General features: G+C 73.1%; 21 protein-coding genes and 1 pseudogene. 14 read left to right on the top strand and 8 right to left on the bottom strand.

The features are described from left to right. Positions 1–45 precede the first annotated feature (45 nt). On the top strand, positions 46–939 hold the full coding sequence (locus ABZ924_RS10170) for a phosphatase PAP2 family protein (protein WP_361906550.1): 894 nt from the start codon (positions 46–48) through the stop codon (positions 937–939). A 10-nt stretch (positions 940–949) separates the two neighbouring features. Here the strand turns inward: ABZ924_RS10170 and ABZ924_RS10165 are convergent, their stop codons facing one another. Continuing rightward, positions 950–1,381, bottom strand: a complete 432-nt coding sequence (locus ABZ924_RS10165) for a GNAT family N-acetyltransferase (RefSeq protein WP_361906548.1) — start codon at positions 1,379–1,381, stop codon at positions 950–952. Between the two features lie 118 nt (positions 1,382–1,499). Between ABZ924_RS10165 and ABZ924_RS10160 the strand changes: the two genes are divergently transcribed. After that, positions 1,500–1,826, top strand: coding sequence for a hypothetical protein (locus ABZ924_RS10160; RefSeq protein ID WP_361906546.1), 327 nt, complete (start codon positions 1,500–1,502; stop codon positions 1,824–1,826). 4 nt (positions 1,827–1,830) lie between these two features. On the opposite strand, the gene ABZ924_RS10155 is transcribed toward ABZ924_RS10160, so the two are convergent. Both ABZ924_RS10155 and ABZ924_RS10150 read right to left on the bottom strand, forming a co-directional pair. Beyond that, entirely contained in the window at positions 1,831–2,088 is a 258-nt protein-coding gene (locus tag ABZ924_RS10155) for a DUF397 domain-containing protein (RefSeq protein ID WP_361906544.1), read from the bottom strand. After that, a complete protein-coding gene (locus ABZ924_RS10150) occupies positions 2,085–2,933 on the bottom strand; it encodes a helix-turn-helix transcriptional regulator (RefSeq protein WP_361906542.1) in 849 nt (282 codons plus the stop codon). Before ABZ924_RS10150 ends, ABZ924_RS10155 begins: the two co-directional genes overlap by 4 nt. Positions 2,934–3,042: 109 nt before the next feature. Between ABZ924_RS10150 and ABZ924_RS10145 the strand changes: the two genes are divergently transcribed. The 3 genes from ABZ924_RS10145 to ABZ924_RS10135 all read left to right on the top strand — a co-directional run bounded on the left by ABZ924_RS10145 (position 3,043) and on the right by ABZ924_RS10135 (position 5,816). Next, positions 3,043–3,504, top strand: a complete 462-nt coding sequence (locus tag ABZ924_RS10145) for an ATP-binding protein (protein WP_361906541.1) — start codon at positions 3,043–3,045, stop codon at positions 3,502–3,504. A gap of 200 nt (positions 3,505–3,704) precedes the next feature. Further along, positions 3,705–4,559, top strand: coding sequence for a helix-turn-helix domain-containing protein (locus ABZ924_RS10140; protein ID WP_361906539.1), 855 nt, complete (start codon positions 3,705–3,707; stop codon positions 4,557–4,559). 48 nt (positions 4,560–4,607) lie between these two features. Beyond that, positions 4,608–5,816, top strand: a complete 1,209-nt coding sequence (locus tag ABZ924_RS10135) for a hypothetical protein (RefSeq protein WP_361906537.1) — start codon at positions 4,608–4,610, stop codon at positions 5,814–5,816. A gap of 36 nt (positions 5,817–5,852) precedes the next feature. Here ABZ924_RS10135 and ABZ924_RS10130 read toward each other — a convergent pair whose 3' ends face one another. Both ABZ924_RS10130 and ABZ924_RS10125 read right to left on the bottom strand, forming a co-directional pair. After that, entirely contained in the window at positions 5,853–6,491 is a 639-nt protein-coding gene (locus ABZ924_RS10130; RefSeq protein WP_361906535.1) for a flavin reductase family protein, read from the bottom strand. Between the two features lie 175 nt (positions 6,492–6,666). Further along, positions 6,667–9,654: a bifunctional [glutamine synthetase] adenylyltransferase/[glutamine synthetase]-adenylyl-L-tyrosine phosphorylase gene (locus tag ABZ924_RS10125; protein ID WP_361906533.1), complete on the bottom strand. Its 2,988-nt coding sequence runs from the start codon at positions 9,652–9,654 to the stop codon at positions 6,667–6,669. Between the two features lie 408 nt (positions 9,655–10,062). On the opposite strand from ABZ924_RS10125, the gene ABZ924_RS10120 reads away from it, so the two are divergent. From ABZ924_RS10120 to ABZ924_RS10100, 5 genes and pseudogenes are all read left to right on the top strand, one after another. Next, on the top strand, positions 10,063–13,347 hold the full coding sequence (locus tag ABZ924_RS10120) for a PIG-L family deacetylase (protein ID WP_361906531.1): 3,285 nt from the start codon (positions 10,063–10,065) through the stop codon (positions 13,345–13,347). A gap of 257 nt (positions 13,348–13,604) precedes the next feature. After that, a complete protein-coding gene (locus tag ABZ924_RS10115) occupies positions 13,605–15,701 on the top strand; it encodes a PIG-L family deacetylase (protein ID WP_361906530.1) in 2,097 nt (698 codons plus the stop codon). A 450-nt stretch (positions 15,702–16,151) separates the two neighbouring features. After that, positions 16,152–16,802, top strand: coding sequence for a hypothetical protein (locus tag ABZ924_RS10110; RefSeq protein WP_361906528.1), 651 nt, complete (start codon positions 16,152–16,154; stop codon positions 16,800–16,802). Between the two features lie 655 nt (positions 16,803–17,457). Next, on the top strand, positions 17,458–17,676 hold the full coding sequence (locus ABZ924_RS10105) for a helix-turn-helix domain-containing protein (protein WP_361906527.1): 219 nt from the start codon (positions 17,458–17,460) through the stop codon (positions 17,674–17,676). An 82-nt stretch (positions 17,677–17,758) separates the two neighbouring features. Continuing rightward, positions 17,759–18,164 (top strand): annotated as a pseudogene (locus ABZ924_RS10100) (site-specific integrase); the annotation flags it as partial. Positions 18,165–18,241: 77 nt separating this feature from the next. On the opposite strand, the gene glnA reads toward ABZ924_RS10100, so the two are convergent. Then, positions 18,242–19,603, bottom strand: a complete 1,362-nt coding sequence (gene glnA, locus ABZ924_RS10095) for a type I glutamate--ammonia ligase (protein WP_361906525.1) — start codon at positions 19,601–19,603, stop codon at positions 18,242–18,244. 226 nt (positions 19,604–19,829) lie between these two features. Between glnA and ABZ924_RS10090 the strand changes: the two genes are divergently transcribed. The 4 genes from ABZ924_RS10090 (at position 19,830) to ABZ924_RS10075 (ending at position 22,299) form a co-directional block, all read left to right on the top strand. Continuing rightward, positions 19,830–20,243 (top strand): hypothetical protein, encoded by a 414-nt coding sequence (locus ABZ924_RS10090; protein WP_361906523.1) that lies wholly within the window; start codon positions 19,830–19,832, stop codon positions 20,241–20,243. A gap of 86 nt (positions 20,244–20,329) precedes the next feature. Then, complete coding sequence (locus tag ABZ924_RS10085) at positions 20,330–20,995, top strand: DUF3105 domain-containing protein (RefSeq protein ID WP_361906521.1); 666 nt, start codon at positions 20,330–20,332, stop codon at positions 20,993–20,995. Then, complete coding sequence (locus ABZ924_RS10080) at positions 20,992–21,759, top strand: DUF305 domain-containing protein (RefSeq protein ID WP_361906519.1); 768 nt, start codon at positions 20,992–20,994, stop codon at positions 21,757–21,759. Before ABZ924_RS10085 ends, ABZ924_RS10080 begins: the two co-directional genes overlap by 4 nt. A gap of 120 nt (positions 21,760–21,879) precedes the next feature. Next, positions 21,880–22,299 carry a CBS domain-containing protein gene (locus ABZ924_RS10075; protein ID WP_361906517.1) on the top strand — a complete coding sequence of 140 codons (420 nt, stop codon included), beginning with the start codon at positions 21,880–21,882 and terminating at the stop codon, positions 22,297–22,299. Between the two features lie 94 nt (positions 22,300–22,393). On the opposite strand, the gene ABZ924_RS10070 is transcribed toward ABZ924_RS10075, so the two are convergent. Together ABZ924_RS10070 and ABZ924_RS10065 are read right to left on the bottom strand one after the other, a co-directional pair. Continuing rightward, complete coding sequence (locus ABZ924_RS10070; RefSeq protein ID WP_361906516.1) at positions 22,394–23,278, bottom strand: alpha/beta hydrolase; 885 nt, start codon at positions 23,276–23,278, stop codon at positions 22,394–22,396. After that, positions 23,275–23,928: a DUF998 domain-containing protein gene (locus ABZ924_RS10065; protein ID WP_361906640.1), complete on the bottom strand. Its 654-nt coding sequence runs from the start codon at positions 23,926–23,928 to the stop codon at positions 23,275–23,277. The genes ABZ924_RS10070 and ABZ924_RS10065 overlap by 4 nt, the downstream gene beginning before the upstream one ends. Positions 23,929–24,148 lie beyond the last annotated feature (220 nt).

The raw sequence follows: 24,148 nt of genomic DNA, 5'->3' as shown, positions 1-24,148 counted from the left end.
GAGGGATGATCGAAGGCAGGAAGCCATCTGGCAGACTCTTTTCCCATGGGTGAAGCGAGCGTGAAGACACTGGAAACCCGGACGGACGTCTCGTCACCCGTTGTGATCGACGGCGAGTCCCGTCCGGAGGCCCGGGCCGCCCTGCTCACCCGCCTGCGGGCCCCGCGCCGTCCGCGGATCTGGTTCGAGGTCCTGCTCATCGGCGTCAGCTACTGGACGTACTCGCTCATCCGCAACGCCGTGCCCGAGCAGAAGGCGGCGGCGCTCGCGAACGCCGACTGGCTGTGGGGCCTGGAGCACGGCCTCGGCATCGCCGTCGAGAAGACCGTCAACCACGCCGTGAACTCGGTGACGTGGCTGATCGTCGGAATGAACTACTACTACGCCACGCTCCACTTCGTGGTCACCCTCGGCGTCCTGGCCTGGATCTACCGCTTCCATCCGGGGCGGTACGCCGCCGCCCGACTCGTCCTCTTCGCCACCACGGGCGTGGCGCTGGTCGGCTACTACCTCTTCCCACTCGCGCCGCCGCGGCTGATGAACGGCGGGGGCTTCGTCGACACCGTGCTCGTCCACCACACCTGGGGCTCGATGGCCTCGGGCAACCTCAAGCACATGTCGAACCAGTACGCCGCCATGCCCTCGATGCACATAGGGTGGTCGCTCTGGTGCGGCCTGACCATGTATGCGGTGGCCCGGGCCCCGTGGGCGCGGATCCTGGGCCTGCTCTACCCGACGGCCACGCTGGTCGTCATCGTCTCCACCGCCAACCACTTCTGGCTGGACGCCGCCGGCGGCATGCTGTGCCTGGCCTTCGGCTACAGCGTCAGCCGCGCCTGGTACGGCTCCCTGCCGCACCGGCTCCCGCGCCACCCGCTGGCCACGGGCCCCCACCCGGCGACCGCGGCCATGCTGAACCGCTTCCGCACGCGCGCCTAGCGTTCGCTTTTCACTCCTGTCCGAAGGCCATCCACTTCCCCGGCACGGCCAGCGGCTCGAAGCCGGCCCGGGCGTAGACCTCGTGGGCGTCGGCGGTGGCGAGCAGGATCCGGCGCAGCCCGTACGGCTCCAGGTGCTCCTTCACCGCGGCGACGAGCGCCCCGCCGAGCCCCTTGCCGCGGACCCCGGGGTCCACGTAGACGTCGCAGAGCCACGCGAAGGTGGCCCGGTCGGTGACGACCCGGGCGTAGGCGACCTGCGCCCCCGACACCTGCTCGTACACCCCGAAGTTCAGCGACCCGGCAATGGCCTCCTCCTGCTTCTGCCGACTGCGCCCGAGGGCCCAGTACGCGTCCTCGGACAGCCACCGGTGGATCCGTACGACGTCGAGCCGGGCGGGGTCGGCGGAGATCTCGTAGCCCTCGGGCAGTACAGCGCTCATCCCGGCATCCAACCAGCGCCCGCCGCCCCCTGGCGAGCCGATATCAGCTCGAGGTGGCCTCGCACGCAGGCGGTCCCGGGGACTGGCGCGTAGCGTGGAAGCGGAAGGAGGGGTTGGCATGACCGGACAGGTGCTGAGCGAGGTCAGCGGCGTTGTCGCGGCCGAGCGGGAGGCCGACCTCGTCGCCGGTTACCGCGAGCTCCTGGCCCGCCCGCTGCCTGATGGGCTGGTGCGGACGGAGTTGCTGGGCGGGCCGGACGGCCTCTGGCGGATCCAGACGCTGTGGCGGGACCGGGCCGCCCTGGACGCGGTACGCGCGGCCCCGGGCGGCGCGCCGGCGCCGCGGCTGTTCCGTGAGGTGGGGGCCGAACCCGAGCTGGCGGCGTTCGAGATCAAGGTCCGCCTCGTCGCCCAGGTCGGCCCGGAGGAACTCCCGTCGGAATGAGCCGTCAGCCGGCGGCGTACCGAACGAAGCCGGCCCAGGCGGCGGCGGTCAGCGCGAGGCGGTCCCCATCGGCGACCTTGGAGTCCCGGACCAGCACCGTGCCGGGCAGCTGGGCGACCTCGATGCAGTCGTTGCTGTTGCTGGCGCTGTAGCTGCTCTTGGTCCAGGCAACCTCAACGCAGTCGTTGCTGTCACTGGCGCTGTAGCTGCTCTTGACCCACGTCAGTGCGGAAAGGTCGCCGCCCGAGGGCTTGATGCTCATGTCTCTCCCAGCACTTTCTCGATGAAGGCTCTCGACTCTCGGGGATTGAGAGCCTGTGAACGGATGATCCCATAGCGGAGTTCGAGGATCTGGATGTCCTTGGGATCAGTGAGCAGGCGACTCATCAGCTGCGCTTCGACATAGCCGACCGTCGAACCATCCTTCAACTTCAGTACCTGGATCTGACCGCCCATCCCGGCGTGGTCCTCGGAGTCGGTCGGCATGACCTGCATCTCGACATTCCGCAGGCGGCCGACCTCCAGCAGATGCTCCAGCTGCCTGCGCAGCACGCCCCGCCCGCCGATCCTCCGCTCCAGCGTGACTTGCTCCAGGACGAAGGTCAGTGCGGGCGAAGGCAGCCGGTGGAACACCTGCTGCCGCGCCATGCGAGCGGCCACGTACCGCTCCATCACATCGGGGGACAAGGCCGGACGCCGCATCTCGTACAGCGCCCGCATGTACTCCTCGGTCTGGAGCAGTCCGTGCAGGTTGTGGTTCCCGTAGGCGCCGAGCTCAACCGCCTTCGACTCCAACTCGGCCAGATCCCGAACCTTCTTGGGGTAGCGGGCCTTTTCGACGTCCGTCTTCATCGCGGCAATTTTCCCACCCGCCCCCAACACCTGGTCCGCCTTGTCCAAAAACTCTGGGCGGGGAATGCGGGCGCCGCGTTCGATCTTGTAGATCAGGTTCGCCCCGTATCCCATCCGTTTCCCGAACTGGGCGGGGTCGAGGCCGGCCGCCTCGCGCCACATTTTCAACTGGCGTCCCACCGCGGCGATTACCGCCGCGGATTCGTCCTCCGGGTCGAGTTCCCAGCTCGACTCGTCGGCGCCGTCTGTGTTCACTTCCACCTCCACTGGACCGGTGGGACAGGACGGGACAGTCCTGGACAGCCGCTGTACACAGCGGCCTCAGATCTGTTCAGGTTACGCACGGACGGCCACGCTGAGTCACGTGAATCAGGAAATCTCCCTCGTCGCCACCCTCCCGGCGACCCCGCGCGGCGCTCGAGCCGCACGCGCCCTCACGGTGTCCCAACTGGCGGAACAGCGCCTTCCGTTCGAGGACGCGGCACAGGTAGTCGCCGAGCTGGCCGCGAACGCGGTGACGCACGGGAGGGTGCCGGGCCGCGGCTTCCGACTGCGTTTGGGTATCCGACCCGGCCCTACGCTCCGTATCGAGGTGTCGGACACGCGCGCGGAGGCGGTGCCAATGACCCAAGCGCCCGACCACGACACGGAGTCGGGGCGGGGGCTGCTCCTGGTTTCCGCCCTCGCCGCCCGCTGGGGCATGGATCACGGCCCGGTACCCCTCAAAACGGTGTGGGCTGAAATGGATCTACCGATTCCCCTTTCACCGGATCGAGGTTTTCACGACCCGGTGGAGCGGTCACCGGTGGCGCACGACGCCTACTAATAAATGACTGGGGGAAATGACCTTACCCAACCTCCCCCCTCCCCCTCTCACTCGGTCGGGTGAAAGCGCCCAACAGGACTGGCGCGAATGCCGATTCAGACGGCACCCTCAGCTCAACAACCCCAAAAACGCAATCGGCCCTCGGCCGGGACTGGCATCCCGAGCGAGGGCCTCACCACACGGAAGCAAGACCCTTCCTCATGGCTGACCAGCAGCTTAGCGCGCCCGCGCGCGTCTCGTCCGGCATCCGGCACATCAACCGCGAGCACCGTTCGCGGTACGTCAAGATCGGCAATCACCTCGCCCAGCACCGCGAGTTGAGCATCACCGCGATCGGGCTGGCCACGCACATCCAGTCGCTCCCAGCCGGAGCGAAGGTGACCATCAAGGCCCTGGCCGAACGGTTCCCGGAGGGCGAGGTCCGCATCGCCGCCGCCCTGCGCGAGCTGGAGGAACACGGCTACCTGGCCCGCTTCCAGGAGCGGCTGCCCTCGGGCCGCGTCGTCACGTGCACGGTGTCGTACAACAACCCGCCCGCCCTGAAGGCGGAGGCCGACGGCGACGAGCCGCCACCGGAGCCGCCGAGGCCGAAGCCGCGCCCCGACCCGGAGCCCGTACCGGCGCCCGCACCCACACCGGACCCGCTACCGGAGCCGACCGCAGCACCCACTCCCGAAGTGGACGCGGAGGCGAGGTCGCTGCTGGCCCGGCTGCGGCTGCGGGATCCCCGGCTGGTGCTCTCCGAGCGGGACGTGGCCCGCCTGGCCCCGGCCGTAACGGCCTGGCTGGAGCGCGGTCTGCGCCCGGCAGCGGTGACCGCCACCCTGACCGGCGGCTTGCCCCTCACCCCGATCCACTCCCCGTACGCCCTGCTGGCGCACCGCCTGCGCGAGTTGATCCCGCCCCGCCTCCCTGACCAGCCGGCGCCCCCGGGCCCGTACGGCCGGGACCGCGAGGTTCACCCGATCCAGACCTGCCGGACCTGCGACCGCGTGGCCTTCCGCTCCCCCACCCCCGGCGACTGCTCTGCCTGCTCTGCACCCGAGGCCGCCTGAACCGGCCGGCTGTCAGCATGCCGTGCGATGCTGAGGGGGCGCGTGATCATGACAGACAAGGGTGGGGCAAGAGCAGTGGGAGCGAGTGGCGAGCGGCCGTCCGTCAGTGACGAGGAGTGGGCCGAGTTCGTGCGGCGGGCCGCGGAGGAGCCCGGGCAGGGGCCCAAGGAGCCGTCCGCGCGGGCGCGGATGGTGACCGAGCGGCTGCGGCAGGAGGATGCCGAGCGGGCCGCGGCCGCCGGGCGCCGCGGGAAGTGGTTCCGGCGGAAGGCCGAGCCCGTGCGCAACGAGCCGCCCGGCTGGCGGACGGGGCCGGCCTGGCAGGAGAGCAGGCGTGGCCGTGGTCGCCTCAAGCCGGCGCTCGCGATCCTGCTGATCGCCGGGCTGGCCCTCGTGGTGCTGAAGCCGTCGCTGCTCATCGACCGGCTGACGGGCAAGGCCGACCAGGACGCGAAGAGCCGGCAGCCGCTGGCGGCGGAGTCGGCACGCCCGACGGCGCCGCCGACCGGGCAGTACCCCGACCGCCCCACGCTGAAGGAGCCGTTCCGGGGCTCCCCCGCCGTCCAGTGGGCCGAGGGGGAGGCCGCGATCGAGCTGCCCGAGGCGAAGGCCGTCGGCGGGCTCACGGCCGAGCAGGTCGCGGAGGGGCTGAAGCGGACCAAGCAGCTGCTGGTGCTGTCCAACCTGGACCCCGCCACGGTGGGCGGCGGCCGGCCCGACGCGGCGGTGAAGCTGCTGGAACCGCGGCAGGAGAGCGTGCACGGGTTGCTGGTGAAGGGCCTGGACGCGCCCGGCAAGGACCAGGACCCCGTATGGATGTTCAGCCGCTTCAACCCGGCGGAGGTCCGGCTGGTGGGCAGCGTCGTCAAGACGCGCGGGCGGATGACCTTCGAGGCCGGGCAGCGGCCAGGTGAGGTGCTGGTCAAGGCCGACTACACCTTCGTGTACCCGCTGGTGCGGGCGAAGGCGGGGTCGGACGAGGTCGCCCGCACCGTGGTCCGCCGCCAGCTCACCGTGGCCCTGGACGACCCGCAGCGGTACACGGTGACCGCGGGCACCCTGGCGGTGGTCGACTACCCGAACGACATAGGCAACTCGGCGTGCGGCGTCTACGACGGCTTCCTGCACCCGTCCTTCCCCAGCGACGCCCGGCCCGCGGGAGAGGCCCCGAGCGGCCCGCCGACGGACCCGTACGACCGCAGCAAGGACATCAGCCGCCAGGACCCCGAAGGCTGCGGCGTGGTCACCCGCAGCTGACTTCCGGCGGGGTTCGGTCCGCCGCCGGATGCCCGCTCAGACGGTCGTCGACCGGAGCTGGTGCGGCATGTCCCAGCCCTCGGCGAGTCTCGACGGGTGCACGTTGCGCCCGCCGCCGAAGAACTCGCAGAACTTCATGATCAGCGGGTCCCAGCCGAGCGGGTCCACGTGGTGCGTCCCCGGGATGACCAGGTCTTCCTCGACATGAGCGCGAAGGACCTCGACCTCGAGGGCGGTGGCGTGCGGTTCGGGACCGCCGAAAGGACGGGCCGAGACGACCCTGCATTCCAGCTGGACCGGGCATTCCGCAACCCTGGGGGCCCGGACCAGGTCCGATGCCTGCTCGGTCAGCTGCGCGGTGGAGAACTTGTCCGGCTCGTACCGGTAGCCCTGCTTCGCCTTGTAGTCCGGCACGGCCGGCTTTCCGGTGGTGAGCGCGATCCGGTCGACGGCATCGACCATCGCGGACGAGGGCAGGTTGAGCACGCACTCGCCTTCCCGAAGCAGGTTCGCGGTGGTCTGGGCGTTGTTGCCGAGACCGAGCATGCAGGACCGGCCGAGCCACCATGCCGAGGACATCGGCGCGAGGTTCGCCGTCCCGTCGTCGTTGAGTGTGCTGATCAGCACCACCGGAGTTCCGAAGTACAGGACCTTGAGCCCGGGGACGACGTGCATGCGAGGTGCCTTTCGCGGAGGGTCAGACGGACAGGTCCGCGATCAGGGAGAACACGAACCGCCGCTGACTCTCTCGTGAGCGGGACGCCGACGCTGGCGGTAATACGACGTCGCGCTCCGGACGAGTGGAGCGATCGTCCGGAGCAGGCCCGGCGTCGATGACCGGGACACGCTCCTAGCCGGCGTAGAAGAGGTCGTCGACGACGGCCCGGGCCCGGCGGGTGGTGCGGCGGTAGTCGTCCAGGAGCTCGCCGACGGTGCCCTCCGCGTAGCCGAGGTAGCGGCCGACGGCGGCCAGTTCGCGGGCCTCCGAGGGGAAGGTGTCGCCGGCGCGGCCGCGAACCAGCATGACCGCGTTGCGGACCCGGGTCGCCAGGACCCAGGCCTCGTCGAGGACCTGGGCCTCCTCGGTGGGGATCAGGCCGGCCGCGCGGGCCGCGGCCAGGGCCTCGCGGGTACGGGTGGTGCGCAGGCCCGGCTCGGCCCAGGCGTGGCGCATCTGGATCAGCTGGACCGTCCACTCGACGTCGCTGAGTCCGCCGCGGCCCAGCTTGGTGTGCAGGGTCGGGTCGGCGCCCCGCGGGAGGCGCTCCGACTCCATGCGCGCCTTCAGGCGGCGGATCTCGCGGACGGCGTCGTCGCCGAGGCCCTCGGCGGGGTAGCGCAGGGGGTCGATCAGCTCGATGAAGCGGCGGCCCAGCTCCGGGTCGCCGGCGACGGGTTCGGCGCGCAGCAGGGCCTGGCTCTCCCAGGTCAGGGACCAGCGGCGGTAGTAGGCGGCGTACGAGGGCAGGGTGCGCACCAGGGGGCCGGAGCGGCCCTCGGGGCGCAGGTCGGCGTCGATGAGCAGCGGCGGGTCGGCGGTGGGGAGCTGGAGCAGGCGGCGCATCTCGGCGATGACGGCTTGGGCGGCCTTCGCGGCCTCCTGCTCGTCGACGCCCTCGCGGGGCTCGTGGACGAACAGGACGTCGGCGTCGGAGCCGTAGCCGAGCTCGTGCCCGCCGAAGCGGCCGACGCCGATGACGGCGAAGCGGGTGGGCAGGGTCTCGCCCCACTCGGCGCCGACGGCGGCGCGCAGGGCGCCGGCGATCGTGGCGGCGGTCAGGTCGGAGACGGCGTTGCCGACGCGGTCGACGAGGGCGCCGCGGTCCTCCTCGGCGGGGCTGTCCTCCGTACCGTACGAGGCGATGATGTCGGCCGCGGCGGTGCGGAAGAGCTCGCGCCGACGGACCCCTCGGGCGGCGGCGACCGCGGCCTCGGCGCTGTCGGCGCGGCCGACGGCGGCCAGCACCTCCTGTTCGAGGGCCTCGTGCGTACGGGACTGCAGGCCCTCGGGGTCGCCGAGGAGGGCGACGGCCTCGGGGGCGCGCATCAGCAGGTCGGGGGCGAGGCGGCCCGCGGACAGGACGCGGGCCAGGTTCTCGGCGGCGGCGCCCTCGTCGCGCAGGAGCCGCAGGTACCAGGGGGTCTTGCCGAGGGCGTCGGAGACCTTGCGGAAGTTCAGCAGGCCGGCGTCCGGGTCGGCGGAGTCGGCGAACCAGCCCAGCATCACGGGCAGGAGGGTGCGCTGGATGGCGGCCTTGCGGGTGACGCCGGAGGCGAGGGCCTCGAGGTGGCGCAGGGCGGAGGCCGGGTCGGCGTACCCGAGGGCTTCCAGGCGCTGGCCGGCGGCCTGCGGGGAGAGCCGCGTCTCGCCGGGGGCGAGCTGGGCGACGGCGTCGAGGAGCGGCCGGTAGAAGAGCTTCTCGTGGAGGCGGCGGACCACGGTGGCGTGGCGGCGCCAGGCCTTGTTGAGCTCGGCGACGGGCTCGGTGCGCAGGCCGAGGGAGCGGCCCAGGCGGCGCAGGTCGGCCTCGTCCTCGGGGACGAGGTGGGTGCGCCGGAGCCGGTAGAGCTGGATGCGGTGCTCCATGGCGCGCAGGAAGCGGTACGCGTCGTTGAGCTGGGCGGCGTCGGCGCGCCCGACGTAGCCGCCGGCGGCGAGGGCGTGCAGGGCGTCGAGGGTGGTGCCGGAGTGCAGGGCGGGGTCGCTGCGGCCGTGGACGAGCTGGAGCAGCTGCACGGCGAACTCGACGTCGCGCAGGCCGCCGGGGCCGAGCTTGAGCTCGCGGTCGACCTGGGAGGCGGGGATGTTGTCGACGACGCGGCGGCGCATCTGCTGGACGTCGGCGACGAAGTTCTCGCGCTCGGCGGCCTGCCACACGAGGGGAGTTATGGCGTCGATGTACTGGGCGCCGAGCTCGGGATCGCCGGCCACGGCGCGGGCCTTGAGCAGGGCCTGGAACTCCCAGGTCTTCGCCCAGCGTTGGTAGTACGCGAGATGGGAGGCGAGGGTGCGGACCAGGGGGCCGTTGCGGCCCTCGGGGCGGAGGTTGGCGTCGACGGGCCAGATGGTGCCCTCGACGGTGGTCTCGGAGCAGATCCGCATGAGGTGGGAGGCGAGGCGGGTGGCGGCCTGCAGGGCCTTGGACTCGTCGGCGCCGTTTGCCGCGTCCCCGACGAAGATGACGTCGACGTCGGAGACGTAATTCAGTTCGTTGCCGCCGCACTTGCCCATGGCGATGACGGCGAGGCGGCACTGCGCCGCGTCCTCGGGGGCGGCGGCGCTCGCGATGCGCAGGGCGGCGCGCAGGGTGGCGGTGGCGAGGTCGGCGAGCTCGGCGGCGGTCTGGGCGACGTCGATGGTGCCGCAGACGTCGCGGGCGGCGATGGAGAGCAGGCAGCGGCGGTAGGCGACGCGCAGCGCGACGGGATCGTGGGCCTGGGAGAGGCCCTGCTCGAACTCGGCGAGGCCGGGGTGCAGGTCGGCGGCCTCGTAGGTGACGAGGGCGTGCCAGTCGCGGGGATGGCGGGCGAGGTGGTCGGCGAGGGCCTCGGAGGCGCCGAGCACGCCGAGGAGGCGGTCGCGCAGGGGTTTGGCGCTGACGAGGGTGTCGAGGAGGACGGGGCGCTCCTCGGCGGACTGGGCCTCGGCGAGGCGGACCAGGCCGCGGAGGGCGAGGTCGGGGTCGGCGGTGGCGCCGAGGGCGTCGAGGAGGGTGGGATCGGTGCGGATGCCGGCCAGCGCGCCGGAGTCGAGCAGCCGGGCGGCGGCCGAGGGGTCGGTGAAGCCGCTGCGCAGCAGCCTGATGAAGGTACTGCTCCTGCGTCCCGGGGTGGTCACCCGCCGCCTCCTGCGTACGTACGTCTGCCGTGTGCGCTGCCGTGTGCGCTGCCGCTGTTGCCGGTGTTGCCAGTGTGGCCGGTATTGCGTGCGGCCGGTACTGCGCGTGGCCGTGCCGTGGGTGGCCGGTGCCGCGTGTGGCGGGTGCCGGTGTCACCGCCTGCGGCGGCACGTTCCCTCGTGTACCTGGGGCGAGCCTAGCCGGAGCAGGCGTTCGACTCACGGCGTGTTGCTGCACGTACCATGAGGCGGATTGTCGGATTATCTACTCGCATTCCCGAAGACTGACCCCTTCGGCCGCCTCCGACACCGGGGGCTGCGCCTGCCCTGCCTGCCCTGCCCTGCCTGCCCTGCCCTGCCTGCTTGCCTGCACCCGCCTGCCCTGCCGACCCGGCCACGAGGACCCACATGCCCGACGGACACCCCGGCACTGGGCCCTGGCATGCCGATCCGCCGGCCGCGGGGTGGCACGGGCACCCCGACGCGGGGTACCCCCAACCCGGCCCGGACCAAGGCCCCTACCAGTCTCCGGCTCCGGTCGCGCCGGGGCAGCCCGGGCCGGGCGCGCCGCCGCATGCGCAGCAGTCGGCCCCGTCGGTGTACGGCCACCCCGACGCGGGGCACCCGCCCCACGCCCCGGACCCCTACCCCGACTTGCACCCGGCCCCGCACGCGTACCCGCCCGCGACGGGGCAGCCCGGGCCGGGCGCGCCGCCGCATGCGCAGCAGTCGGCCCCGTCGGTGTACGGCCACCCCGACGCGGGGTACCCGCCCCACGCCCCGGACCCCTACCCCGACTTGCACCCGGATCCCACCGGGCACCCCGGGCCGGGTGGGCTGCCCGGCCTTGCCGCGCCCCTTCCGGGCGGCCCCTCGGGGTACGGGCACTCCGGCCCCGGCGGCGCGGGCATGCCGCCGCATGCGCAGCAGCCGACCGCGTCCGCGGGTGGGGAGGCCGTGGGAGGCGGCGCGTGGCCGGACGACCGGTTCGCGGGCCGCGCACACCCGGAGTCCCCGCAGCCCGCCAACGACTTCACCGAAGCCGCATGGCAGGGCCACCCGTCCGAGTTCCACGAACCTGCCGGTGCAGCGCAGCCTCGGGAGGCTGCTGCCTGGCCGCCGGGCCCCGGCATGCCCGCAACCGGCCCGGCCCCGGCCGCGTACGACGAGGAGCCCTGGGCCGGCGCCCCCGTCGGCGGCGCACCGTACGACCCCGGCTACGCCGACACCGGCCACCCCGGCGCAGCCGACCCGGCATCCGCCCCGGCCGACCGGCCCGGCTCCGGCCGCGCCGCGGCCCGCCGCGCCCGTACGGGTACGGCCGACACCGCCACAGCCGACCTGACCGGCGCAGCCGAGGCCGCAGCCCCGCGGCGGCGCGCCCGCACCGACTCCCGTACGGCCGAAGCGGAGTCCGCAGCCGACCGCCGGGTCGGCCGCCGAGCCGCGCGCCGGGCCCGTGGTGACGCGGGCGAGGCACCGGACGGTGCGCGCCGGGGCCAGGGCGACGGCGTCGAGGCAGCCCCGCGCGCCGCGCGCCGGGCCCCCGGCGGCGGCCGGGCGGGCGGCGGCCGGGTCGGGCGGCGGCTCGTCAAGGCCGTGGGGTTCGTCGCGGCCGTGGCCGCCGGCAGCATGCTCGTCCTCCGCGGCAACGAGGCGCTCGGCGGCCTCTCCGCCCGCCCCGAACCCCCCGCCAAGCCGGCGTTGGCCGGGCCCGCCGGTCCGGCCGAGGCGCCCGACCCCGGACGCGTGCTGCAGATCGTCGCCCACCCGGACGACGACCTGTACTTCATGAACCCGGACCTGCGGTACTCCATAGCCGCCGGCCACCCCGTCACCACCGTGTACCTCACCTCCGGCGAAGCCGACGGCATCAACGCGGGCGAGGCCAAGCAGGCCTCCACCCCGGCCAACAAGCCCGCCTACGCCGAGGCCCGCCAGAACGGCATCCGCGCCGCCTACGCCGCCATGGCCACCGGCGACCGCACCAGCGCCTGGAAGCGCACCACGGTCCCCACCCGGGGCGGCGGCCAGGCCGAGGTCGACGTCCTCGTCGCCAAGCCCGAGGTCAACCTCGTCTGGCTCCAGATGCGCGAGGCGGGCAACGTCTACGACGACGTGCCCGACAGCCTGCGCGGCCTGTGGAACGAGCGTACGGCCCGGCTGGAGTCGGCCCTCGCCTCCGGCAGCCCGGTCAAGCAGCGGTTCTCGTACTCCAAGGACCAGGTCGTCCGGACCCTGGTCGGCGTCCTGGAGCAGTACAAGCCGACCACCGTCCGGGCGCAGGACCCGACTCCGGGCCGCTTCCCCGACACCAAGCGGTACACCGACCACCAGGACCACTTCTACGGCGCCCGCTTCGTGCAGGCCGCCCTCGCGGCGTACGCCAAGGACGTCAAGGACCGCCCGCACTTCGCCGTGCAGAACTACGTCGGCTACTTCAACGGCTCCCTGCCCAGCGCCCTGGACCCGGACGAGGCCAAGCGGAAGCTGGACATCATGGAGATCTACGCCTGGCGCGACAAGCAGAACCACTGCGGCAGCGGCGCCGGCTGCGGCGACCTGAAGGTCGCCGACCACCCCGCCGGCAACAACTGGACCTCCTCCATCAACTACGCCCGCGGCACCGGCACCTCCTGGCTGGCCTCCGACAAGGACCACGGCCTGTGGGCCTTCAAGGTGCTCGACGGCCAGGTCGCCCTGTGGCACCGCGCCGGCCCGATCGGCCCGTGGAGCGGCCCCGACCTGCTCCCCGGCACCGGCATGGACCCCGGTATCTCCACCGTCGCCCTCCCCGACGGCCGGATCGCCGCCTTCGGCACCCGTACGTCCTTCGGCGCGCGCCCCGCGGACTACCGGCGCGAGGTCGTGTACGCGGTCCAGAAGGCGCCGGGCGCGAAGGAGTTCGGGGACTGGCAGTCCCTGGGCACCCCGGAGGCGGCGGACGACACCTGGACCTCCGACATCAGCGCCCCCGCCGTCTCGGCCGACGGCACCGGCCGCCTCGCGGCGTACGTGCGCGACGGCGCGGGCACCCTGCGCGGGCGGGTCCAAGGCGCGGGCACGGGCGCGGGCACGGGCACGGGCGCGGACGGCGGCTGGGGCCCGTGGGAGCGGTACGGCGGCACCGACCTGCACGGCACCCCGGCGACCGCCACCGACGGGGCCGGGCGGCGCATGGTGTTCGCGGCGACGACGAAGACGGTCACGGCCTGGGCGCAGCCCAAGCCCGGAGCCCCGCTGGGACCGGCCGCGCCGACCGGCCTGCCGGACACGACGCTGCCGATCACGGCGGAGGGCCGCGAGGGCGGGGTGCGGCTGTGGTTCCGCAAGCCGGGCTCGGGCAACGTCCGTACGGCCCTGGTGACGGGCGGCGACGGCGGGCCGAAGGTGAACAACCTGACCGACCTGGGCGGCCTCCAGGGCTTCGGCGCGGTCGCGGCGAGCGGGCACGTACTGGCGGGCCGCTCGGCGGGCGGGCAGCTGGGCTCGGACCTGGGGCAGGGCCGGGCGTGGGAGCGGTCGGGGCTGATGTTCGTCGGGGCGCCGTCGGCGGCGATGACCGGCCGGAACACGGTCAGCCTGGCGGTGGTGGGGCTCGACGCGCGGCTGTACGTGACCTCGTCGACGGACGAGGGGGACGCGTACCTGGCGCCGTGGCAGCCGGTGGGCCCGCGCAACGCGGGACGCTAGGCGCGACGCCGGACCGGACGCCAGGCCGGACGTCAGACCGGACGTCAGACCGGACGCCAGGCCGGACATCGTTCCCTGCCGGGCGTCCACATGCCGACCCACATCCGTCGCTCGCAGCCCCACACGGCACAATCACATCCGGTCTCTTTCGGAAAGCACGAGTCATCGACGAAATCGGTGAACCAAGTCCCCCGATTTGGCCTCTCACTGACTGCTCAGCGGTTTTTCCGCCCGGAACGACCCCAAGGCGTGACCTGATGCCGATTGCCCGCCGCCGCTTCCTCCTCGCGGCCCTGCTGCCCGTACTCACCGTCGGAGCCACCGGCGTGCTCGCCGTCGCCACCGGCGAGCAGACGGCGGCCGAGGCCACCCAGGACGGGAACCCGGCCGCGGTCCTCCCGGCGAGCGTCACGTCCGGCACCGTCGTCCAGGTCGTCGCCCACCCCGACGACGACCTGTTCTTCATGAACCCCGACCTCAGCCGCACCCTCGCGGCCGGCACCTCGCTCACCACCGTCTACCTCACCTCCGGCGAGGCCGACGGCCGCAACGAGGCCAACGGCGCCGGCGCCCGCGACCCCGAGCAGCCCGCCGACCGCGCCCACTACGCGGAGGCCCGGCAGAACGGCATCCGCTCCGCGTACGCCCAGATGGCCACCGGCGACCGCACCAGCCCGTGGAAGCGCTCCGTCATACCCACGGAGGGCGGCGGGTCCGCCGAGCTCGACGTGCTGGTCGCCCGGCCCGAGGTCCACCTGGTCTGGCTCCAGCTGCGCGAGGCCCGCAACCCCACGGCGGAGAACCCGGACAGCCTGCGCGGCCTGTGGAACGGGAAGATACCCGCGCTCGGCGCCCAGCTCTCCTCCGGCAGCCCGGTCAAGCAGCCGCCCACGTACACCAAGGACCAGGTCATACAGGCGATAGCCGGGATCCTGGCACGGTACCGGCCGACGACGATACGCATGCAGGACCCGACCCCGGGCCGCTACCACGACACCGGCAAGTACACCGACCACCAGGACCACATGTACGGCGCCCGCTTCGTGCAGGCGGCCACCGCCGCGTACGCCGAGCGGGTCGCCGACCGCCCGCGGTTCGCGGTGCAGAACTACCTCGGCTACCACAACGGCAACCTCCCCCACGCCCTGGACCCGCAGACCGCCGAGACGAAGATCGGCTACCTCAAGACGTACGCCTGGCTCGACCACGAGAACTACTGCGGCAGCCCCTCCGGCTGCGGCGACCGCAAGGTGGCCGGCAGCCCCACCGGCCGCAACTGGGCCCAGTCCCTGCGCTACGCCCGCGGCGACACCGCCTCCTGGCTGACCTCCGGCACCCCCGGCAGGCTGTGGGCCTTCGCCGCCCTCGACGGGCAGATGGCCGTCTGGACCCGCCAGGGCCACCCGGACCGCTGGACCGGCCCCGCCCTGCTGCCCGGCACCGGCATCGACCCGGGCGCGAGCACCGCCCGCTTCCCGGACGGCCGCATCGCGGTCCTGGCCACCCGCACCACCCTCGGCCCCGCGCCCGCCGACTACCGGCGCGAGGTGGTGTACGCCGTCCAGTCCGCCCCCGACGGCCCGTTCGGCCCGTGGCAGGTGCTCGGCACCCCGGAAACGACCGACGAGGACGGCACCTCGGCAATCAGCACCCCGTCGGCGGCAATCTCACCCGACGGGCTCCTGACCGTGTACGTACGCGACTCCCACCGCACCCTGCGCGCCCGCCTCCAGCAGCCCGACGGCACCTTCGGCCCCTGGCAGCGGCTGGGCGGCGAGGACCTCCAGAGCGACCCGGTGACGGCCACCGATGCCGCCGGGCGCCGCCACATATACGCCACCACGACGAAGACGGCCGTCGCCTGGATCCAGCCCGCGTCCGGCGCCCCGCTGGAGGGCCCCTTCCCGACGAACCTGCCGGCCACCACGGTCCCGCTCACCGCGGTCCCGGAGGGCGCGGGCATCCGCCTGTACTTCCGCCGCCCGGACTCGGGCGTGGTCCGCACGGCCCTGGTCACCGCCGGCCCCGGCGGCAAACCCCAACTCTCCAGCATCTCCGAGGCGGGCGGCCGGGCCGGCTACGGCGCGGTCGGCGTCGCGGGCCGCCTCCTGTCGGGCCGCGCGGACACGGGCACGATCAGCACCACCGGCTTGGGCGGCCCCCCGGCCTGGACGGAATCCAAGATGCTCTACGCAGGCGCCCCGGCCGGCATCCTGGAACAAGCAGGCGCCACCACCACGGCCGTCCTCGGCCTGGACGCAGAACTCCACGTAACCACCACCCCCCCATCCACCCCAGACCCCACCCAACCCCCCCGAACCACTTGGCGCCGCGCAGTGGTCCCGGGCATCTAGCGCTGCGCCAGGGAAGCTCGCCGGGTTGCTCGTTGTACCGGCCGGACGTCAGTCGGAGAAGTTCCAGAACATGCCGACCTCGGCGTCCGAGACGACGACCAGGCCGAAATCCTCCGAGTAGACGCTCAGCGGGCTGTACACCCAGCCCGACGGTGTGAAGTCGAGGTGCCGCGCACGTGGCCGGGCATCGTCGACTGGGGCCGCACCAAGACCGCCCGCTACATCGAGATGACCCGCCCGCCGCTCCGGTTGCCCAGCGAGCAGGCCGGGATGTTCTAGGCCGCGCCGCACGGGCCGCCGATGGCTGCCGCCGAGCAGTGGCCCGACCCGTGGCTCGAGCGCTGGGAGCCCGCCGCGCCCGCCGGCTGATGCCTACGGGCCGTCAGAAGCCGTGCTCTATCGGCCCGATACGGTCGAGGCGCTCTTGCGGACCGGTCCTACGCTGGAGGCATGGCCACCGATCCCGTGTTGAGACAAGGCCCCGACTCGACGGATCTGGTCCTGCGCGCCGGCCCGACCGGGCCGGTGTGGAACGCGCTGATCTCGATGGGGCCGGCGCTGTTCACTCCGCTCGCCTTGGGCGGGCTGACCCTGGTCGTGGCCCTCGGGATGGCGCTGGCCGGGGCGCGGGCGTCGACCGTGTTCGTGGTGGTGGGGGTGATCGCCGGGCTGGAGTACCTGATCGGCTGGCTGGCGCTGGTCTTTGCCCGGGTCCAGGACATCCTGCGGGTGGAGTTCGCGCCGGCCAGGGTGCCCGCGTCCCTGCGGTTGGTCCGGGCCACCGGGCCGGATGTCTGGCTGCCCGTCGAGACCCTGCGCGAGGTGCGGCTGACGCACAAGGTGGTGGAGCCGTACCAGGGGGACTACAAGCCGGCCGTCTCCACGCTCGCGCTGGAACTCGTCCTGCGGGGCGCCCGGGAGCGGATCGAGCTCCCGTTCGGCGGCGACCCGCAGCGGCTCGCCGACGCGTTGAAGGCTCTGCTCGGCCCGGCTGGGGTCGTGGTGGCGCTGCGCACCGAGCGCAGCACGCGCGATCGGCCGCAGTCCAACTCCCGCTGGACCTCGGGTGGTTCGGCCTCGGCCGGCTCGGGTGGCGGCTAACCCCGGGCTGCCCGTGGCGCTCCCCGGCGGGGAGCGCCCGTCGATGCAACCGGCGGCGGGTGGTGCGGGGCAGCCTGCCGCGACCCGGGCGCGTTGAGCCGCCGGGTCGACTATTGCGGGCGTTCGCCGGCTTCGGGGCGGCGGCACTGGACGGCTACGTTGGCGCCCTCCTGCTTGAGGATTCGTCCCTGCGGCGCGCGGCTGTGGCAGCGATCAGCCGCTGGAACAGCGACGTGCCGACTACCGCGCGACATGTCCTGCCACTTCTCGAACAAGAGGAGCACGGCGCCGCCCCGGGGAGGCGTGCTCCTCTTGTTCTTCGGCGGCCTCGCCGCCGCTGCAAGGGACGTGCCGCGCAGCGGCTCTCTCTTCACGCTCTAAGGGCGCGCACAGCAACAGACACCACCCTCCGTTTTCCCTAAGAGAGAAACGCTGCGTCACCTGTGTCACGGGCGGCCGGAAACGGTACCTGACCTGCCACTACGACGGTGACGCAGACGCCAAAGTCTGCGTCATTCCGCGTCACCCGCGTCACCAGTGACGCAGGCCGAAGACCCCTGCTCACTGAAACCCGCAGGTCAGACGGCCGAGTGACGCGAATGACGCGATGACGCAGAAATCCCGACCTCGGACACACCCGAGAGGACAGCCGCCCATGGCATCCGCCGCCACCACCCTGCGAGCCGGACTCCCCGACCGCTACCGCACCCCAGATGACATCGCTGAGCTGTTCGGCGTCCCCCTGAAGACCGTCTACCACTGGCGCAAGCAGCGCACCGGCCCGCCCGGATTCCGCGTGGGCCGCCACGTCCGCTACGACCCCGTCGCCGTCCAGGCCTGGGTCGCCCAGCAGAGCGAGCTCGACGCCGCCTAACCCGTCCCTTACCGGCCCGTGCCGTCCCCCTCGTAGGGCGGCACGGAACTTTCCCGTACGTCGAAAAGAACCGCAGCCACCCATGGCCGGCCACGTCCAGGACTGCCGGTACAAGACCGAGACCGACGCCGACGGCAGGGAACGCCGGGTCAAGACCGACCGCTACGGCATCGGCATGCGTTACGGGCCCGCTACATCGGCCCCGACGGCACCGAGAAGTCCAAGAGCTTCCCGGACAAGCAGAAACGGCTCGCGGAGAAGTGGCTCTCCACCATCGAGGCCGACATGTCCCGGGGCAGTACATCGACCCCTCCGCCGGACGGATCACGTTCCGGCAGTACGGCGAGAAGTGGCTGGCCTCCCAGACCACGGACCCGACGACCCGCACGACGGTGGGCGTCCACCTTCGGCTGCACGCGTTCCCGTACCTTGGAACGCGGCCGATCGATTCATTCCGGCCCGAGCACATCCGCGAGTGGCTCGCGGACTGGAACGACTCCGGGCCGGCGGCTGACAGCCGCCGGCCCGGGTTGCCTTTGGGGTTGGCAGTCGCTCTGACCTGCGGTTACAGGACCGGGAGGTTCTTGCGGAGTTCGAAGGCCGTGACCTCCGAGCGGTATTCCTCCCACTCCTGCTTCTTGTTGCGGAGGAAGAAGTCGAAGACGTGCTCGCCGAGGGTTTCGGCGACCAGTTCGCTGCGCTCCATCAGGGAGATGGCCTCGCCGAGGTTCTGCGGGAGGGGTTCGATGCCCATGGCGCGGCGCTCTGAGTCGGACAGGGCCCACACGTCGTCGTCGGCGCCCGCCGGGAGTTCGTAGCCCTCCTCGATGCCCTTCAGGCCGGCCGCGAGGAGGACGGCGTACGTCAGGTAGGGGTTGGCGCCGGAGTCGATCGAGCGGACCTCGATGCGGGACGAGCCCATCTTGCCCGGCTTGTACATCGGGACGCGGATCAGGGCCGAGCGGTTGTTGTGGCCCCAGCAGATGTACGAGGGGGCCTCGCCGCCGGAGCCGGCGGTGCGGGCCGAGCCGCCCCAGATGCGCTTGTACGAGTTGACCCACTGGTTGGTGACCGCGGAGGTTTCGGCCGCGTGCTTCAGGAGGCCCGCGATGAAGGAGCGGCCGACCTTGGAGAGCTGGTATTCGGCGCCGGACTCGTAGAACGCGTTGCGGTCGCCCTCGAAGAGGGAGAGGTGGGTGTGCATGCCCGAGCCCGGGTACTCGGAGAAGGGCTTGGGCATGAAGGTGGCCTGGACGCCCTGTTCGAGGGCGACCTGCTTCATGACCAGGCGGAAGGTCATGATGTTGTCGGCCGTGGAGAGCGCGTCGGCGTAGCGCAGGTCGATCTCCTGCTGGCCGGGGGCGCCCTCGTGGTGGCTGAACTCGACCGAGATGCCCATGGATTCGAGCATGGTGATCGCCTGGCGGCGGAAGTCCATGCCGACGTTCTGCGGGGTGTGGTCGAAGTAGCCGGAGTTGTCCGCCGGGCTGGGACGGGAGCCGTCCAGCGGCTTGTCCTTCAGCAGGAAGAACTCGATCTCCGGGTGGGTGTAGAAGGTGAAGCCCAGGTCGGAGGTCTTCGCGAGGATGCGCTTGAGCACGAAGCGGGGGTCTGCGTAGGAAGGGGAGCCGTCCGGCATCAGGATGTCGCAGAACATGCGGGCGGTCCCCGGTGCCTCGGCGCGCCAGGGCAGTATCTGGAAGGTGCCCGGGTCCGGCTTGGCGATCATGTCGGACTCGTAGACCCGCGCGAAGCCCTCGATGGCCGAGCCGTCGAAGCCGATGCCCTCGTCGAAGGCCTGCTCCAGCTCCGCGGGGGCGACGGCGACGGACTTGAGGAAGCCCAGCACGTCGGTGAACCACAGGCGCACGAAGCGGATGTCGCGCTCCTCGAGCGTCCGGAGGACGAATTCCTGCTGCTTGTCCATGCCTTCATCCTCGCAGTTCAGACGGCCTGTGCACCACTGCCCACGGGGAGGGCGCGCGGTCGGAGTGCCCAGTATCGCCAGCCGTGGTTTCCGCCACATTACGCACCCCCGAAAGATCGCGGCACCCCCGCACTGACCTCGGGCCCCTCATGAGCACTACCATCGGCGGCCATGGGGGGGCTGGGAGCACATGCGGCACGGGCGCATCGGGCGCATCGGGCATCACGTGCCTCGGCGTGCCGCGCCGGCGGCGGCCCTTTCGGCTTTCTCGGCCCTTTCGGCCCTCTCCGTCCTGCTCGGCGCGCTGCTGCTGCTGTGCGCGCGGCCGGGTGAGGCGCACGCCGTGGCGGCGGCTGCCGTACGGGGGCCTGCGGCCGCCGCGCCGGCCGTCGATCATGCCGCCTCCCGGACGCCCGCCGGGCCGCACGCCGTGTGCGCCGCCCCTGGCGAGCTGCCGGGCTGCTCCCCGTTCTCGCACGTCACCCCCGGTGTCCTGCCCGCCCCGCCGCCCGCCGTGCCCGTGACGGGCGCCGCCGGGAGCCCCGTCGCGCGCCCCGCCGACGGCGCAGGGCCGCTCCGGGCGCACGACGCGCCCGCCCGCGCCCCCGACCTCCACGCCCTGCAGGTGCTGCGGAGCTGACGGCTGCGGCGCGCAGCCGCCCCGGCGGCGTACGACCGCGCCCACCGGATCCACCTCCACCCCCCTCAGCAGAAGGAACAGGGCACATGGCCGGTACGACCCCCACCGACAGGAACTCCCGCCAGGCGCGCATAGCCGAGATGCGCCGGGCCGAACGCTCCCGCGAGCGGCGCAACAAGGTCGTCGCGATCACGGTCTCGGCGGCCGTCGTCGCGGGCCTCGTCGGCTTCGGCGCATGGGTGCTGATCGACCGGAAGAACAAGGACGACGCCGCCGCGAAGGCCGTCGCGGCCGCCCGGACCGCCACGGTGGCCGAGGAACAGAGCTGGGACCCCAAGACGCTGGGCCGCAACCACGTCGAGACCCCGGTCAGCTACCCGATGAACCCGCCCGTCGGCGGTGACCACCACCCGCGGTGGATGAACTGCAACGGCGACGTCTACAAGAACCCGGTCCCCCAGGTGAACGCCGTCCACTCGCTGGAGCACGGCGCGGTCTGGGTGACGTACAACGAGAAGGCGCCCCAGGCCGACATAGACCAGCTGGCCGACCGGGTGGCGAAGACCCCGTACACGCTGATGAGCCCGGTCAAGGAGCAGAGCGGCACGATCATGCTCAGCGCGTGGGGCAAGCAGGTGACGGTCGACAGCGCCGCCGACCCGCGGGTGAAGCAGTTCTTCACGAAGTACGTGCAGGGCCCGCAGACCCCCGAGCCGGGTGCGGCCTGCACCAACGGGCTGGTCGGCAAGTGAGCGGGAGCCAGGCGGACAGCCGCACGGCCGGGCGCGCGACGTACTGGGCGGCCGGAACGGCGGTGCTGCTGGCGCTGCTGTTCGCGGTGGCGGCCACGGTGGCCGCCGCGAGCGGCGGGGACGGCTCCGCCGCGCCGGCCCGTACGCCCGCGCAGGACTCGCCGGACGCGGGCTTCGCCCGGGACATGGCGGTGCACCACCAGCAGGCGGTGGAGATGTCGTTCATCGTGCGCGACCGCACGCAGGACGAGGCGGTGCGCACCCTCGCGTACGACATCGCCAACACCCAGGCCAACCAGCGGGGCATGCTGCTGGGCTGGCTGGACCTGTGGGGGCTGCCGAAGGTGGTGGCAGACCGGCAGCCGATGGCCTGGATGGCCGCGCCCGAGGGCGGCGCCGGCACCACGGGCCACGCCGGCCACGGCGATCACAGCGGCCACGGCGACCACTCCGAGCACGACATGGGCGGGGGGCACGACATGGGCGGGGTCGCCGCCAAGCCCGGCGCGCTGATGCCCGGCATGGCCACCAAGGAGGAGCTCACCGCGCTCGGCGCCGCCGGGGGCCGGGACGCCGAGGTGCTGTACCTCCAGCTGATGACCGACCATCACAAGGGCGGCGTCGCGATGGCCCAGGGGTGTGCGGACCGCTGCGCGACCCCGGCCGAGCGGGCGCTCGCCCAGGGCATGGTCGAGGCCCAGCAGTCGGAGCTCGCGCTGATGGCGGACCTGCTGCGGCAGCGGGGGGCTGCGCCGCGCGGGTGACGCGGCACGCCCGTACGGTGGTGGGAGGGGCGTCCTCACGGCCCTCCCCCATCGGCCTCCCGAGGGCGCCGCAGCGGGCGCGACCGCGCCCGGCCGCAACGGCACGCCAGGAGGTACGCAATGACCACAGCGGCGGACATCATGCACGCCGGGGCGCAATGGATCCCCGCCACCGAGACCCTCGACCGGGCCGCCGAGCTGATGCGCCGGCTCGACGTGGGCGTCCTTCCCGTAAGTGACGCCAACGAACGGCTGTGCGGCATCGTCACCGACCGCGACATCGTCATCAAGTGCGTGGCCAAGGGCATGGACCCGTCGCAGATGACCTGCGGCGACCTGTGCGAGGGCACCCCGCGGTGGATCGACGCGGGCGCCGACGTCTCCGAGGTCCTCGGGGAAATGGAGAGCCACCGGATCAAGCGGCTCCCGGTGATCAAGGACAAGAAGCTGGTCGGCATGATCAGCGAGGCCGACCTGGCCCAGCACCTGTCGGAGGAGGAACTGGCGGGCTTCGTCGAAAGGGTCTACGCAAAGCACTGATCCCGCGCCACCGGCCGGCGTGCCTGCGCCCCCTTCGCCCCCCGCCCTCAGCCCTTAGCCCCTCAGCCCCTTGGCCCCTTGGCCCCTTAGCCCCTTAGCCCCCCGACGAAAGCCATGAGGTCGGGGGGTTCTCCGGGGTCGTCAGGATGGTTTCGGCCACGTGGGCGGGGGCGTCCAGCATGGTGAGGTGGCCTGCGGGGGCCACCGTGTCGAAGCGGGCCGCGAGGGCCGTGGCCAGGGCGTACTGGCGGGACAGCCAGCGCAGGGAGGCCGGGCGGGTCGAGCCGTCGTGGGCCGCCAGGACCGTGGTGGGGGCGGTCAGCGGCCGGCGGGCGCGCAGGGCGAGGAGCTCGGCGGCGGTGTCGGGGTAGCGGGAGTTCTCCAGCAGGGCGCCGCGCCAGACCCGGCCGGTGCGGTAGCAGCGGCGTACGAGGTCCCGCGGGGCCGGATCGCCGCCGCCGGTGCGGGCAGCCCGTACGGCGGCGCGCCGCGCCCCCGGCCCGAGGGCGGCCGGGAGCCCGGCGGCGGTCAGGGCCCGGCCGAGCGCGCGGGCGGCGCCGGTGCGCAGCGCGGCGGGCAGGACCGGACGGGGGTCCTCCTCCACACTGCCGTCGACCAGGACCAGGGCGGCGGTGCGCTCGGGGTACAGGCGGGCGAAGGCCTCGGCGTGGAACGCGGCGATCGAGTGCCCGACCACGGTGACCGGCCCCGGGCGGCCCAGCGCCTCCAGCAGCCCGGCGATCCGGCGGGCCTCCCCGGCGGCGGTCGGCGGGGCCGCGGCCGGGCCGCTGAGGCCGTGCCCGGGCCGGTCGAACCGGATGGCGGTGCGGCCCGCGGCCACCAGCAGGGCGGCGACCGCGTCCCAGTCGAACCAGGCCATGGCCAGCCCGGCACTCAGCACGACGGGCGGGCCGCTGCCCTCGACGACCACGTGCAGCGGGACCCCGTCCACCCGGACGAAGGAGCCGGGGCCGCTCACGTACGGCGCTCCGTGCGGACCGCATGCGCCAGCAGGCCGAGCCACAGGGCCACGAGCAGCACCTGGAGCCGCTGCCCGGCGCCCAGGGCCCAGGTGCCGCGCCCGGCGGTGAACAGGGCGATGGCGGTCAGCGTCCAGGCGGTGGCGAGCAGTTCCAGGGCGACGAGGGCGGGGCCGTAGCGGGCGAGCGGGGCGTGCCTGCGGTAGCGGCGGGCGGCGACGGTGAGGGCGACGATCCCGACGAGGGCGCCGGTCATGGCGAGGCTGCTGCTGACGGCGTGGGCCCGGTGCGTGGCCGGGACCAGGCCCGCGGTCTCCCGGGCGGCGCAGACCGGGTCCACGGTGGGGGTGCAGCTCAGCGGCAGCCAGGCGTCGGCGGCGGTGGCCGCGCCGAAGAGGGTGATCGCGGCCCAGCCGAGGAGGGACCAGGGGCGGCGGGAGTCGGGGTCCCGGGCCGCCCGGAGCAGGGCGAGCAGCCCGCCCGCGAAGACGAGCAGGCCGGCGGTGAAGTCGGTGGCCCGGAAGAGGCCGCCGAGCGGGCGGTCCCGGGCGGCGAGCTCGCTGACGTACGTCTCGATCGGGTTCAGGCCGGTGGAGAGGACGACTTCGAGGACCCACGCCGTGTAGGCGGCGGCCCCGAGCCCGATCAGGACCGCGACCGTCCGCTCTGCCCGCTCTGCTCGCTCTGCCTGCGCTGCTCGCTCTGCCTGCGCTGCTCGCTCTGCCTGCGCTGCTCGCTTTTCGGCGGGTTCGGCCATGGTCCACATCATCCTCAACCCTGCGCCTGCCCGGCCACACCCGACCGGACCGGGCACAGGATGTCGGGTCGGGCAGGGTGGTCCCTTCCTACGTTGGTGATCGAAAAGGGAA

Source organism: Streptomyces sp. NPDC046876, from assembly GCF_040645035.1.
In the GTDB taxonomy this organism is placed as follows: domain Bacteria; phylum Actinomycetota; class Actinomycetes; order Streptomycetales; family Streptomycetaceae; genus Streptomyces.
The sequence above is the reverse complement of the archived record's forward strand: the minus strand, read 5'-3'. Positions and strand labels throughout refer to the sequence as shown.

Bases quoted from the DNA above. Each gene is read 5' to 3' on its own strand.
- ABZ924_RS10135 (WP_361906537.1), top strand. From the start codon at position 4,608: ATGACAGACAAGGGTGGGGCAAGAGCAGTGGGAGCGAGTGGCGAGCGG.
- ABZ924_RS10155 (WP_361906544.1), bottom strand. From the start codon at position 2,088: ATGAGCATCAAGCCCTCGGGCGGCGACCTTTCCGCACTGACGTGGGTC.
- ABZ924_RS10130 (WP_361906535.1), bottom strand. From the start codon at position 6,491: ATGCACGTCGTCCCCGGGCTCAAGGTCCTGTACTTCGGAACTCCGGTG.
- ABZ924_RS10110 (WP_361906528.1), top strand. From the start codon at position 16,152: ATGGCCACCGATCCCGTGTTGAGACAAGGCCCCGACTCGACGGATCTG.
- ABZ924_RS10160 (WP_361906546.1), top strand. From the start codon at position 1,500: ATGACCGGACAGGTGCTGAGCGAGGTCAGCGGCGTTGTCGCGGCCGAG.
- ABZ924_RS10115 (WP_361906530.1), top strand. From the start codon at position 13,605: ATGCCGATTGCCCGCCGCCGCTTCCTCCTCGCGGCCCTGCTGCCCGTA.
- ABZ924_RS10075 (WP_361906517.1), top strand. From the start codon at position 21,880: ATGACCACAGCGGCGGACATCATGCACGCCGGGGCGCAATGGATCCCC.
- ABZ924_RS10120 (WP_361906531.1), top strand. From the start codon at position 10,063: ATGCCCGACGGACACCCCGGCACTGGGCCCTGGCATGCCGATCCGCCG.
- glnA (WP_361906525.1), bottom strand. From the start codon at position 19,603: ATGGACAAGCAGCAGGAATTCGTCCTCCGGACGCTCGAGGAGCGCGAC.
- ABZ924_RS10085 (WP_361906521.1), top strand. From the start codon at position 20,330: ATGGCCGGTACGACCCCCACCGACAGGAACTCCCGCCAGGCGCGCATA.
- ABZ924_RS10165 (WP_361906548.1), bottom strand. From the start codon at position 1,381: ATGAGCGCTGTACTGCCCGAGGGCTACGAGATCTCCGCCGACCCCGCC.
- ABZ924_RS10105 (WP_361906527.1), top strand. From the start codon at position 17,458: ATGGCATCCGCCGCCACCACCCTGCGAGCCGGACTCCCCGACCGCTAC.
- ABZ924_RS10140 (WP_361906539.1), top strand. From the start codon at position 3,705: ATGGCTGACCAGCAGCTTAGCGCGCCCGCGCGCGTCTCGTCCGGCATC.
- ABZ924_RS10170 (WP_361906550.1), top strand. From the start codon at position 46: ATGGGTGAAGCGAGCGTGAAGACACTGGAAACCCGGACGGACGTCTCG.